Origin of the sequence: Pseudoalteromonas sp. NZS100, assembly GCF_015864815.1 — a bacterium.
Classification (GTDB): domain Bacteria; phylum Pseudomonadota; class Gammaproteobacteria; order Enterobacterales; family Alteromonadaceae; genus Pseudoalteromonas; species Pseudoalteromonas distincta.
Genome location: NZ_JADYWM010000001.1, coordinates 15,578 through 28,758, shown reverse-complemented (window position 1 = coordinate 28,758; position 13,181 = coordinate 15,578). Strand labels below are relative to the sequence as shown.

Here is a 13,181-nt window from a genome sequence, read left to right as displayed (position 1 = left end):
GAGTGGCTAGAAAGTGCCATGACGGATGCTCATAACCTAAGTCACTTGTTATACGCGTTTCTCAACTTTCCAAGGAGGATTTAAGCGGTTTTCACCTGCCCAGTAAAGTTTGATTTTATTACCAGACGGATCTTTAAGTATTGCTTCTTTCCACAAGTACCGTTGCTCTGTCGGCTGTTGTTCAAACTGAAAACCTTTTTTGGTCAACTCAGCACACAGTTCATCAAGTTTTTCATGCTCGAAGTAAATCACAGAACTGTTTTCAAATTCACTGGATTCGAGTGATAAGGAAAAAGTAGAATTCCCATCTGGGCAAGAAAACCTTGTGTAATGGGGCGTATCGACAATTTGAGTGAAGCCGAGTTTTAGATAAAAGTTAACAGCAACATCCATATCTTTTACTGGTAAAGTAACCTGGTTAAGTTCCATTTAAACTCCTAGCGTATAACTTTTCAATAACGGGCGCAGGCACATAAGCATAATAGCGAAGCCGCCCTGCGTGTATGCGTCCCAGCGAACGTAGTGAGCGAGTTTACTGAGTTGTTATGCATGTTTATATACAGAGTGAGTTGTGTTTTTAAAACAGTGTAAGGCGATAAAGGCCCCTAAAGTTAAACTAGCCACACTGCACAAATAATTTAAGCCATAGATTATCGTTTCTATTCGGCTCTCACTGTCGAGAAAAACATAACACGAGGAAATTATGTAAAGTAAAGCTATAACAGAGCTCCCAATTTTATAGGAAATCTTTGACGTGTTAAAAGCAGCGAACAGCAATGCTACTGAAAAAAACACACTTGAAAATGCTCCGATGTAATAAGCTGAACCTTGGAATTGATAACCTAATTCTTCATTTCGTAACATGACAAAAGGGGATATGAAACCGATTAATTCGGCTAGAATTGGTCCACTAAATAGTCCAAAAATTAAAATTTTAAGAGCACGGATCACTACACCTCCTTCTAAATGTATAACAACTTTATCAGAGGACACCTCCCTATTTTAGCGCGAAGACATCCTTATTTTGTGAACTTATATTAATAGCAAATACTATAAGTTATTGCCAGCTATAAATATTATGCTTACTGTAGCTTATATAAATATGTAAAAAGGGGAAAGTTTCCATTTATTATTACTAAGTTAATGGCGACTCACCCGAACGACCGGTTAGCGCTCATTGTTGCCTGTCAGGTTAAGTCTAGTGAAATAGATTGCATTGCATAGTTAAAGTTTTTATATTGTTCGGCAATATTTTACTTGGTGCTAATAAAGCACTGCGTGCAAAGGAAAGCATGTGAATTATAAAAAAATGTACTACCCAGTTAAGGCGCTTGCTGTTTTATCTTTAGTTGCTGTTGCTATTAAGTACTGGATGCCAACTGAAATTGGCTTTGCGTTTATGCTGTTGCCTTATTTGCTTCTATATTTTTTAGCTAACGCTAAAAACTATAAAAATAAACGGCTCATTTTTATTAGAATTATAGCTGCATTATTTACTATTACTTTAGCGCCAGTACTTGTCTTTGGTATTGAACCTGACCCTCAAGCTGGGATTGGTATTATGTTTTTGCTGATAATGCAGCTAGCTGCAATTAGTGCCTCTGAATTTATTATATTATTCTTTTATATTGATAATGATTAAAAAGCAAACTGCTCATTTACAGTTATTACTGTTTAGTTGCTTTGTGGTTTGAACTTAGTAAAGACTAAGCTCTTCTGTAATCTAATTTTAAAGTTAAAAAAACCTAAAAGCGGTTACCCACTTTTAGGTTTTTTAATGTACTAGTATTTAAGGCTAAATTAGCTATTGATCATAATACATTTGATATTCACAAATTCGCGCATACCAAAGCCGCCGTGCTCTCGGCCGTAGCCACTTTCTTTAACACCACCAAACGGTAGGTTAGGTTGTGCTAAACCGTAGCCGTTAATATTGATCATGCCTGTGTCAAAGTACTTTTTAGCTAGTTCAATGGCTTTTTTCTCATCTTTAGAGAAAATACCGCCGCCTAAACCGTAGCGAGAGTCGTTAGCGATGCGCATTGCATCGTCGTTGTCTTTGGCTTTAATAAGCGAAGCTACTGGGCCAAATAATTCGTCGTCATAGGCTGGCATACCAGGGGCTAAGTTATCTAGTAGAGTAGGTGGGTAGTAATAGCCTGTTTGCGAAGGTATTTCGCCGCCCGTTACTATGTTTGCACCTGCTTTAACTGATTCCATTACTTGGTCGTGAATGCCGTCGCGTAAATCCTCACGTGCCATTGGGCCTAAGTCTGTATCGTCAGCCATTGGGTCGCCCATTTTCATGGCTTCAAATTGCTCTTTAATTTGCGCTTTAAAGTCATCGTAAAGTGACTCTACTACAACAAAACGTTTAGCTGAAACACACGTTTCACCGTTATTGATCATGCGCCCGGTTACACAAGTTTTAACTGCAAGCTCTAGGTCTGCGTCATCAAGTACTAAGTAAGCGTCGTTACTACCAAGCTCTAACACTGTTTTCTTAACGTGTTTACCTGCTTCTTCTGCTACTTTTTTACCTGTCGCATCACTACCGGTAAAGGTTACGCCGCTAATTGCTTTGTGCGAAATTAAAGAACTGGCTGTTTTGCCGTCGATAAGTAGATTGTTAAAGCAATACTCTGGGAAACCAGCTTGTTTAAATAGCTCTTCTATTTTTTCAGCCATGCCAAATACATTACCAGCATGCTTTAATACGGTTGTGTTACCCGCCATGATGTTAGCAGCACTGTAGCGAATTACCTGATAAAGCGGAAAGTTCCACGGTTGAATACCTAATAGTACACCTGTTGGTTGGTAGCTGATAATTGCGCGGCCGCCGTCCATATCACGTTCTTCGTCAGCAAGTACTTGTGGGCCTTGTTCGGCTGTATAACGACAAATTCCTGCACATAGCTCAACTTCTTGAAAGCCTTGCTCGTAAACTTTACCCATTTCTTCGGTCATGAGTTTTGCAATAGCTTCTTTTTGATCTTCAAAGAGTGAGGCTAACTTATTAAGGTATTTTGCACGTTCAGTGAATGACGTTAATCGCCATTTTAAATATGTTTCGTGAGATTTTTCGATTACCTGTTCTGCTTCCTTTTGAGAAAGTAGTGTATAGGTTTCAATGGTTTGCTCAGTTGCGGGATTAATCGTTTTAACTGTGTTACTCATTTCTATCTCCTTACAAATTTAGTTATTTAAAAGGTGCAAGGCTAGAGCCAGTTTTTATAAAAAGTTGATTTTGTTTTTATCCATCTGATTTTATTAGTAAAATTTATATTTTTGCTGAAGGGGTATTTTTTAAATATAAAAATTGAAGTGCTTGAGGTAGTAAAATATTCTGGGCGTTGCAAAATTTACAACACCCTCTGGGGCAAACACAGAGCTTTATATTAGCTCCTTTGCAATGCGCTTTAATAAGTAAGTTTCTCGTAAAATAGAAAGCCCTTGTTTTTCACTGTTAGCAATGGTGCGCTCGTTATGTGCAATTGCGTCGTTAATATCAACCCATTTGGCTGTCATGCCATTTTGCTGCTCGTAATGCTCTAACTGCGCTTTGCCAAACTCGTCGGCAACACTGCATATAAAGCAATACGATTTAATATGAATAATATCAAAATCATCTTTATACCAAGGGCGATACTCTTCATAGAGTCCAAAAGCTTTAACTACACTTATTTGTTGTGCACCGGTTTCTTCGCTTAGTTCGCGAATTAAGCCTTGCTCAATACTTTCGCCGTCATCTACTCCACCGCCGGGTAGGCTGTAGTCTTCATAACGGTTTGTATACATTAAAAGTATTTTATTATTTTTAATTACAATGGCGCGAGCTGTTAAGCGTGTAAATTGAGTGCCTTGGTCAATATTAATACCTGAATGTATTAAGGTTTTTAATTGCTGCATTTCGTCTCCTTTTTTAGGTTTTTAATAATAATAGTTGCTACCATTCTATAAATAGAAACGATTTTAATTATTAATCATAATTTATGATCGATTTTTTTCAGCATACGTAAATATTAAGTTGGTAACATTTATAGCATTTAATCGCTTAAGTTTATTTTAAAAATTAGATTCTGGGCGCACCTTTAAATTAATATCTAGGATGCGTAGAATAAGAAAAAAGCATAGGGATTTATCATGTTAGACATACTTTTAGTAGATGATGACGTTGAATTTAGTGACGTTGTTTGCCACATAGTCGAATTCCTCGGCCACAATATAAGCACAGCTACCAGTTTAAAAGAAGCACATCAATGGTTTGAAAATAATACCTTTGATCATGTGCTGCTTGATTTTATGCTGCCTGATGGTAGCGGTTTGCACTTACTTGATCACTTAAAAACGATTGGGCAATCTCCAAAAATTACACTTATTTCGGGCCATCCTTCAGTTAAAGGTATTTTAGCTGATATGTGTGAGCCAAATGTAGGGCATTTATTAAAACCATTACAACGTGAAGATTTAGAACTCGTTTTAAATGGCCCTAAAAAAGCAGTTAAAAAAGCAAAGTCGAGCGGTATTGTACGCCACTTTGGCGGTTTGATTGGTGAATCTGAGCCAATGCAAAAGCTTTACAACATGATTGAACGCGTAGCTAAAACAAATGCTAACGTGATGCTTATGGGTGAAAGTGGTGCAGGTAAAGAAGTAGTGGCTCAAGCTATTCATAACGCAAGCCAGTGCGAAGGGCCATTAGTTGCTAGTAACTGTGGCGCACTTTCAAAAGAGTTAATTGGTAGTGAGTTATTTGGCCACGAAAAAGGCGCATTTACAGGCGCAATTGCACGTAAAGAAGGTGTATTTGAGCAATCAAATAACGGTACTTTGTTTTTAGATGAAGTAACTGAAATGCCAATTGATATGCAGCCAAATTTACTGCGAGTGCTTGAAACTAAAAAGGTAACACGCGTAGGTGGTAACAGAGAAATACCAACCAATTGCCGTGTTATTTCAGCTACTAACCGCTCGCTTACCGATTTAGCACAAAATAATGTTATTCGTGAAGATATTTACTTTAGGTTGGCTGTTTTTCCTATTGATATACCGCCACTTCGCGATAGAAAAGAAGATGTACCTTTATTAGCAAAAGCCTTTTTAGATCAACTTAATGACGAAAACGGCACTGCCTTTAGTTGGACTGCCGCACAGCTCAAAGAGCTGCAAAGCTATGAATGGCCGGGTAATGTGCGAGAGCTCCGCCATGCTATACACCGTGCATTTATTATGAGCGACCCACAAACCAGCGACATTATTTTACCTGATAACTTAGAGTCACCTTTTTCGCGCGTTAATAATCAAGCTGCCGAAAAGCCTGTATCAGCAGGGCAAACAATTGAAGAAGTTGAAAAAGAACTTATTCATGCAACGCTTGATAAGGTGCAAGGTAATAAAACGCTTGCTGCACAAATGCTGGGTATTAGTACTAAAACACTTTATAACCGCCTTAATGCATATGGCGGTATTGGCGAATATAAATAGATTTGAGGAAGGGCATGACATCCGATAACCAAACAGAGCAACTCAATAAATTAGTACACGATGCAAGAGGGCCGCTAAATCGTATTTCGATGAATGCTGAGCTGATTAAATTGGTACTTGAAAACGATATGCCAAAAGAAAAAGCGTTAGATGCACTTGATAAAATTATCAATAATTGCCAACAGTGCAGCGAAAGTTTGCAAAAAATATCAGACTCTCAATAAATATTAAGTGTTGTATAAACTTTAATTCGGGAAGCTAAATGAGCAAGAAAAAACAGCAAGGTAAGGCGAATATCACTTGGGCAACATTTATGGTGGTTGTGCTAGGTATTATTGTGGGCAACGCATTTTTAGCATTGAATACGATTCAAGGCTTAACACAAACCCAAAAAAGTTTAGACAACACTAGCATGCTAACCACTGCAATTGAGAAGCTGCATCTATCCATAGTGCAGGCTGAGTCAGGACAGCGTGGTTATTTATTGACAGAAGAGGCTGATTATTTAACGCCGTACTACGATGCTGTAGGCCAAATTGAAGCGCAAACAGATCATGTCAAGTCGCTTCACTCTGAGATTGACGGTCAAGCTGAGCGTATAGCCCAGTTGTTAGTTCTTGTAGATAGTAAAATTAAAGAATTAAAACAAACTGTAAACCTTGCGCTAGATGACAAAGAAAGACGTGCGTTGTATGTATTAAATACGCATAAAGGAAGAAAGCTTTACAAGCAAATTAGAGAGTATGTTAATGAAATTCAAGACCGTGAATTACTCTTTAAAGTAAGCCATTTTTCTAAATTAGCACAGATTAAAAATGAAGCTAAAATTACATTCGCTATAACAGCAATAACGAGTGCGTTACTGATTATTGGTATGTTTATTATGACGCGCCTTAATTTAAGAAATGCAGCACAATATCGTTTTGAGCTTGAAAAACAAAACGAAACTTTAGCAATAAAGGTTTCTGAGCGGACACAAGAGCTAACATTATATTCAGATGAATTGAGCCGTAGTAACCGAGAGCTTGAAGAGTTTGCTTTTGTAGCAAGCCATGATTTACAAGAACCTCTTAGAAAAATCCAAGCCTTTAGCGATCGTCTTGAAACCATGTTTAAAGATGAATTGGGTGAAAAGGGGATGGATTACATTGGGCGCATGAAAAATGCAGCGCAGCGTATGTCTAATTTAATAAACGACTTATTAGAGTTTTCGCGAATTACAACGCGTGGTAAAGATTTTGATGACACGAATTTAAATGAAGTTGTAGCTGATATATTAAGTGATTTAGAGATAGCGATAAAAGAGTCTGAAGCACAAATTGATGTAGATGATTTGCCAGTTATTCAGGCCGATAAAAGCCAAATGCAGCAGCTGTTCTTAAACTTGTTGTCGAACGCTGTTAAATTTAGGCGTCCCAACGTAAACCCACACATAAAAATTAGTTATCAAGATGAAGATATTTTCAGCTCTGATCATAATACCCATTTAAGTTTTCAAGTTATTACCATAGAAGATAACGGTATTGGTTTTTCACAAGACTATGCCGATAAAATATTTGTACCGTTTCAACGCTTACATGGACGCTCACAATATAAAGGCACGGGTATTGGCCTTTCTGTATGTAGGCGTATTGTGGAGCGCCACGGCGGAACTATTACAGCCCAAAGTAAAGACGGTGAAGGTGCAACCTTTATTATAAAACTACCTGTGGAAGCTGAGCTTTTCACATTGCAAGGAGAGGCTTAAATGCCCTATTCAAAAGTAAAACCGATTACTATTTTAATGGCAGACGACGATGAAGATGATCGTTTGTTAACACAAGATGCCCTTGCTGAAAGTCGTGTACTTAACGAGCTTCACTTTGTTGAAGATGGCGTTGAGTTGCTTGAGTATTTAGAGCGTAAAGGTAAGTTTGAAGACAAAGCAGTTTCGCCGCGTCCTGGACTTATATTACTTGATTTAAATATGCCTAGAATGGATGGCCGTGAAGCGCTTGAAGCTATAAAAGGAAACCCTAACTTAAAGGGAATTCCGGTTGTTATATTAACTACGTCTAAACAAGAAGAAGACATGGTTAAAGGGTATAACTTAGGTGCTGCATCTTACATTACAAAACCAGTAACGTTTGATGGTTTGGTTGATTTGATGAAAACGCTAGGAAAATACTGGGTAGAATTTGTAGAGCTACCGACAACATTTAACGATTAATGGAGATTGTATGTTAGATAAAGTGACTCAGTTGCTGCTTGTAGAAGACGATGAAGATGATTACATACTCACCTGCGACTATCTGGACCAATTGGATTCACACACGTTTAACATTCAATGGATAAGCTCCCCTGAGCAGGCAATTGCAACGCTTAGCAAAAATGAGCACGACATTTGCCTGCTTGATTACCGCTTGGGTGCATCGAATGGTTTAGATGTATTAAAAGAAGCAATTGCCAATGGCTTTAGCGGACCCATTATTATGCTTACCGGGCAGTCAAACGACGAATTAGACTCGGCGGCGCTTGATGCCGGTGCAGTAGATTACTTAATTAAAACAGAAATGAGTTCGAGCCGCTTTGCGCGTGCTATTCGTTATGCTTTGGCACGTAAAGATGTTGAAGGCGAGAGAGTAGAGCGCTTAAAAGCTGAAGCCGAAAACCGTTCAAAAGATCGATTTTTAGCTCATTTGAGCCATGAGTTACGTACTCCCCTATCGTCTATTTTAGGCTACACCGAACTGTTAATGCAGAGCGATTTTAGTCAGCAAGCTGAAAATGAATTGGGTGTTATTTATCGAAATGGTAAACACTTATTGAGCTTGTTAAACGACGTGCTCGACTTATCTAAAATAGCAGCCGATAAACTGGAACTTACCCTAAGCGAAGTTAACCTTGATAGCATGCTTGCCGATGTATACACGCTAATGCGCGTATCGGTGCTTGATAAAGGTCTTACGCTGCGCTTTGAATCTCATCAGCCATTACCTTTGGTTGCACGACTTGATGCAACAAGAGTTCGTCAAATTTTAATAAATCTAATAAACAATGCGGTTAAATTTACCGATAAAGGCGAAATTGTTGTTAATGCGTGGACGCAATGGGTTGATGATCGCGAAATGCTATTTTTTAGCATTAAAGATTCAGGTATGGGCATTGCCCCTGAAAAACAAGAACTTATATTTAAGCCATTTGAACAAATAGCCGATGTAGAATCACGCTCTGTAGGTGGCGCAGGCTTAGGTTTGGCAATATGTGCTGAATTGTTAGCGCGTATGCACGGTGATATTAGTTTGCACTCTGAAATAGGCAAAGGTTCTACATTTACGATTTCGGTATATCCAGGTGATATTAGCGAAGTAGAACGACAAGTACTTAATTTTAGTAGTGCCCCACAATTACAAAGTAAATCGGCTCCATGCAAAGTGCATGGGCGAGTGTTAGTGGTTGATGATTTACGTGATTTACGCATGCTAGTTGGTCATATGATCAGTACCTGTGGTGCGCGCGTAGATTATGCCGAACATGGCCAGCAAGCACTTGAAAAAGTACGCATAGCAGATGCGTATAAAGCGCCTTACGATATTATTTTTATTGATATTCATATGCCTGTAATGGGCGGCAAGGAAGCTACCATAGAGCTTAGAAAAATGGGCTACAAAGGCCCAATAATTGCGCTCACTGCCGCTACTATGAAAGGCATACATGAGGAGCTTGCTGCACTTGGTTTTAACGATGTAATACCAAAGCCTGTTGATAGCGCGGCTTTATATCAATGTTTGCAAGATTACTTGGTAGCGCCAGAGCATGCACCGCAAGCTAAAGATATAAATTGTAGTAATGGCTTAACCGAGAAAAAGCAGCGCTTTTTACTTGTGGAAGACGATCATGATGCAGCGCAAATTACGCAACTACTTTTAGAAAGTTTAGGCGTTGAAACCGTCATTGCGTCTAGCTGCGCACAATGTTTGCAAATACTTAATCACGACCAGCAATTTAATAAGGTATTGTTAGATATGCATTTACCTGATGGTCGTGGCGTTGACTTAGGTCAGCAAATTAATGAACGATATCCTGAATTACGTTTAGTAATTGTAAGTGGCGCAGAGCCAGATCCAAGAGAAATAAAAGATTTAAATATTGACCGAGTTTTACTGAAACCTATTAATTTGAGCTTACTTGAAACGCTTATTAGCTAGGGACTATTTACTCTTTGTTGCCTACATGGATGTAGGTAAGGCGCGTGAGCAGGACGCGAAAGCTTTGCTCGGTTTTTACTTATTCGTACAGGGATGTAAGTCAGTAGAATAACGCAGGAGCAGTTATCGAGCCCACTAGGTTACAAATCTCGCGCCGCGATTAAATAGCCCCGAGATTGAACAAATTTTAATCCTGAAAGGTCAACAGGTCCAATAACTGAGACATTATTTATATGCATTCAATAAAGTTAGTATCTGAAGAATTAACACCATCAAAAGTAGTGTGTGTTGGTCGTAATTATACAGCACACATTGCAGAGCTAAATAACGAAACGCCAGATCAAATGGTTTTATTTAATAAGCCAAATAGCGCAATTACTAATACGTTATTTGCAGCTCACAACGGCGATACGCTGCATTATGAAACCGAGCTATGTTTTGTAGTTAAAGATAAAAAATTTGCAGGTGTTGGACTCGGCCTTGATTTAACTAAGCGTACTGTGCAAAGTAAATTAAAAAATAAAGGGCTTCCATGGGAGCGCGCTAAAGCGTTCGACGGCTCTGTAATTTTAACTGATTTTGTAGCGCTAACTGATGCAATGAAGCACTTTACCTTTGAACTTAAAATTAATAATGAAGTGATTCAGCGAGGTGATACTCATTTTATGCTGCACAACCCTGACTCAATTTTACAAGAAATTAGTGAATTTATGAGCTTAGAAGACGGTGATGTAATAATGACAGGTACACCGTCGGGCGTAGGTGAGGTAACAGCTAAAAGTATTTTTGCAGTGGCGCTTTATGCTAATGATCAGTGTTTGCTTGAGCATCAGTGGCAAGTAAGTAAAAATTAATGACTTGCTGTTGGTAGTGTTTATCAAAGTCAGTAAAGGTGGTTTTAAGCCAATTATGCTGACTTTGTTGATACTCAGGCGATTGAAGTACATTATTTTTTAATGCGCGGTTAATTTTTTTAAGGGTTTGCTCTGCAAAATTATTAGGTGCTTTAGCCGCACAGCCTATTGCTCCTCTTATAAATTGAATGTCATTTTCTGCAATTGGCACACTTTCTATATTCGTATACTCCCCTTGTTTATTAAAGTAATCAGCCATAAACGGATAATCAATTGAGTAGTCTAAAAAGCCGTGACTCAAGCGTGCTATAACAGCCTGACTTTCATTTTCGCTACTCCAACTTAACGAAGACTCTTTATTTCGTTTTGTATTTTCAATAATTGTATTAATTTTAGTTGTAAATTTACGTGCAGCCGCTTGCCCGTATACATATTGCGGGTCGGTTAATAAATTAATAAGGTGAATAGGCGAGCCGTGCTTTTCTTCTAATTGCGGCTTTAGCTCTTTAGTCGTGATAATTGAAAATGGGGGATATACCGTTGTTGGATTTGAGTAGTTAAGTTGTTGGTTATTATTTTTTTTATAAATAACACACGGAAAACATACATTTTTTCCTTCATTTAAATATTTATTTATACGCTGCTGAGGAACAATTAAGCGGGTATGTTTTACATCAGTTATGGTTCTGATGAGTTGCTCGGTTAGGTTGTCGCAAATACCGCCTTGTGGTGCGCTTTCACTTTTAGCTATATGAAAAGGGGGCGTGTAACTTTGCAGCCAAATAATCTCTTCTAGAGGTTGTACTTTTTGCTCAACGGCGTGCGCGTTGAATACAATTAATAAGCAAAATGCATAGTATCCCTTTTTCAGCATTGATAAGTGTTCGTTGAATTAAGAAAACTTAATAAAAGTATAGTGTTGGTTGTAGTAGGGTCAAATATTTTAGTTTAAAAGCAACCTCATTCAAGGCTGCTTTTAACTCATACATGCTTAATAAGGCATCGGATGGTTTCTAAATATGGTGTTAATCTCACTAAGAATTTCGTCGTTTAGCGTTATGCTAAATGCGTCTATATCTTCCTTTAATTGAGCTATAGATGTTGCCCCAATAATTGAAGAAGTTACGCCATCTACTTGGTTACACCATGCTAAGGCTAGTTGTGCTGGAGTAATATTGTTTGCATGAGCCAGCTCAACATACTGCTTAGTGGCTTGCTCTGCATTGGGTGTATCTCTAAAAATACCGTTACGCTGCATGAAGGTCCAACGAGAACCTTCTGGGCGAGCACCATTTAGATATTTACCCGTTAATAAACCGGCCGCTAAAGGCGACCACGGTAAGTAGGCAATATCTTCGTGTACACATTGTTCTATTAAATACGGCCAGTCTTTAGCGTGCGCTAAGCTAAACTCATTTTGAATAGATACCATACGCGGTAAGTTATGCTCTTTGGCCAAACTTAAAAACTGGCTTATACCCCATGGCGTATCGTCAGATAAACCGCAGTGCTTAATTTTACCTGCTTTAACACATTCATTAAGGCCTTCTAGAATATCAAGCATACTAGCTTGTTGCTCTTGTGTATTTACGTCGGTAAATTTAAGAGTGCCGGGCCATTGTCTGCCAAAGTGAGGGGTAGAGCGGTTTGGCCAATGTAGTTGATATAAATCGATGTAGTCTGTTTGAAGTCGCTTAAGTGAATCATCCACGGCTTCTATTACTGTTTGGCGAGTAATATTGCCGCCATCACGTACCCACGATAATCCATTGCCTGCAATTTTTGTAGCTAGTACTACATCGCCGCGTTTTTGTTTATTACGCGATAGCCAGTCGCCAATAATCTCCTCGGTTTTACCATAGGTCTCTGGCGAAGGAGGTACAGCATACATTTCGGCTGTATCAATAAAGTTTACGCCTTGCTCTAGCGCGTAGGCTATTTGTTCATCAGCGTCGCTTTGAGTATTTTGTTTACCCCAAGTCATACTCCCTAGGCACACTCGAGATACGTTTACGCCACTGCTACCTAGTGGGTTGTATTGCATAAAAATTCCTTAACTAAATTAGTTTTGAGCATGGCTGATTAAAGCCGATAAAAGAGGCTCGGAGATTGGGGCTTTTTGCCCTGTAGTAAAATCAAACATTACAACTTTAGATGCACCCGTAGTCGTTATTGCTTTTTGTGCATGGCTGTAAACGGTGTAGTTCATGGTAAAGCGATCTGTTTTAAGATCTGTAATTGTAACGCCTACAGTGAGTGTGTCGGGAAAAGTTACTGGACGTTTATAGCGAACGTTATTTTCGCTTATTACTGGGCCCACACCGTTTGGGCTTATTGTGTCGAACAGATTTATTTTATTTAAAAAGTCGATTCGGGCTATTTCAAAGTAACGTAAATACACTACATTATTTACGTGTTGTAGCGCATCCATATCAGCCCATGCTACGGTGATATCGGTATGAATAGGGTGCTGATCTTTAAACGTTTGCATTATTTATTGGCCCTTGATTTTCAAAGTACTTAGATTATCAACATGGTGTTACGAGCTCAAGGTAATTAATGGCATGTTTTTTTATAAGATGATTGTACCTGTTTAATTTTAGGTCTACAGTTAAATTACACAGACACACAAAAACACACAAAGGTAATAATATGC

14 protein-coding genes are annotated in these 13,181 nt (G+C 38.6%); 7 read left to right on the top strand and 7 right to left on the bottom strand.

What is annotated here, in order from left to right; translation table 11 throughout:
* Nucleotides 1-48: 48 nt before the first annotated feature.
* Nucleotides 49-429, bottom strand: coding sequence for a VOC family protein (locus tag I6E69_RS00135; protein WP_033020541.1), 381 nt, complete (start codon nucleotides 427-429; stop codon nucleotides 49-51).
* Nucleotides 430-543: 114 nt separating this feature from the next.
* Entirely contained in the window at nucleotides 544-951 is a 408-nt protein-coding gene (locus I6E69_RS00130) for a hypothetical protein (RefSeq protein WP_197120307.1), read from the bottom strand.
* Between the two features lie 343 nt (nucleotides 952-1,294).
* Between I6E69_RS00130 and I6E69_RS00125 the strand changes: the two genes are divergently transcribed.
* Entirely contained in the window at nucleotides 1,295-1,642 is a 348-nt protein-coding gene (locus tag I6E69_RS00125; RefSeq protein WP_197120306.1) for a hypothetical protein, read from the top strand.
* 158 nt (nucleotides 1,643-1,800) lie between these two features.
* Here the strand turns inward: I6E69_RS00125 and I6E69_RS00120 are convergent, their stop codons facing one another.
* Entirely contained in the window at nucleotides 1,801-3,177 is a 1,377-nt protein-coding gene (locus tag I6E69_RS00120) for an NAD-dependent succinate-semialdehyde dehydrogenase (protein WP_182672851.1), read from the bottom strand.
* A 216-nt stretch (nucleotides 3,178-3,393) separates the two neighbouring features.
* Nucleotides 3,394-3,909, bottom strand: a complete 516-nt coding sequence (locus I6E69_RS00115; protein WP_197120305.1) for an NUDIX hydrolase — start codon at nucleotides 3,907-3,909, stop codon at nucleotides 3,394-3,396.
* A gap of 234 nt (nucleotides 3,910-4,143) precedes the next feature.
* On the opposite strand from I6E69_RS00115, the gene I6E69_RS00110 reads away from it, so the two are divergent.
* From I6E69_RS00110 to I6E69_RS00085, 6 genes are all read left to right on the top strand, one after another.
* Nucleotides 4,144-5,484 carry a sigma-54 dependent transcriptional regulator gene (locus I6E69_RS00110; protein WP_138488607.1) on the top strand — a complete coding sequence of 447 codons (1,341 nt, stop codon included), beginning with the start codon at nucleotides 4,144-4,146 and terminating at the stop codon, nucleotides 5,482-5,484.
* A 14-nt stretch (nucleotides 5,485-5,498) separates the two neighbouring features.
* Nucleotides 5,499-5,708: a histidine kinase gene (locus tag I6E69_RS00105; RefSeq protein ID WP_039485081.1), complete on the top strand. Its 210-nt coding sequence runs from the start codon at nucleotides 5,499-5,501 to the stop codon at nucleotides 5,706-5,708.
* A 38-nt stretch (nucleotides 5,709-5,746) separates the two neighbouring features.
* Nucleotides 5,747-7,231, top strand: a complete 1,485-nt coding sequence (locus I6E69_RS00100) for an ATP-binding protein (protein WP_197120304.1) — start codon at nucleotides 5,747-5,749, stop codon at nucleotides 7,229-7,231.
* Nucleotides 7,232-7,693, top strand: a complete 462-nt coding sequence (locus I6E69_RS00095) for a response regulator (RefSeq protein ID WP_039485075.1) — start codon at nucleotides 7,232-7,234, stop codon at nucleotides 7,691-7,693.
* Between the two features lie 10 nt (nucleotides 7,694-7,703).
* Nucleotides 7,704-9,671, top strand: a complete 1,968-nt coding sequence (locus tag I6E69_RS00090; protein WP_039485072.1) for a hybrid sensor histidine kinase/response regulator — start codon at nucleotides 7,704-7,706, stop codon at nucleotides 9,669-9,671.
* Between the two features lie 233 nt (nucleotides 9,672-9,904).
* The gene (locus tag I6E69_RS00085; RefSeq protein ID WP_149602190.1) at nucleotides 9,905-10,525 is read left to right on the top strand and encodes a fumarylacetoacetate hydrolase family protein; all 621 of its coding nucleotides are present in this window, start codon (nucleotides 9,905-9,907) and stop codon (nucleotides 10,523-10,525) included.
* Here the strand turns inward: I6E69_RS00085 and I6E69_RS00080 are convergent.
* The 3 genes from I6E69_RS00080 to I6E69_RS00070 all read right to left on the bottom strand — a co-directional run bounded on the left by I6E69_RS00080 (nucleotide 10,476) and on the right by I6E69_RS00070 (nucleotide 13,016).
* Nucleotides 10,476-11,399, bottom strand: coding sequence for an ABC transporter substrate-binding protein (locus I6E69_RS00080; RefSeq protein ID WP_197120303.1), 924 nt, complete (start codon nucleotides 11,397-11,399; stop codon nucleotides 10,476-10,478). The genes I6E69_RS00085 and I6E69_RS00080 overlap by 50 nt on opposite strands.
* Before the next feature lie 117 nt (nucleotides 11,400-11,516).
* Complete coding sequence (locus I6E69_RS00075; RefSeq protein WP_039485063.1) at nucleotides 11,517-12,569, bottom strand: aldo/keto reductase; 1,053 nt, start codon at nucleotides 12,567-12,569, stop codon at nucleotides 11,517-11,519.
* 18 nt (nucleotides 12,570-12,587) lie between these two features.
* Nucleotides 12,588-13,016, bottom strand: coding sequence for a thioesterase family protein (locus tag I6E69_RS00070; RefSeq protein ID WP_002958095.1), 429 nt, complete (start codon nucleotides 13,014-13,016; stop codon nucleotides 12,588-12,590).
* Between the last annotated feature and the right edge of the window lie 165 nt (nucleotides 13,017-13,181).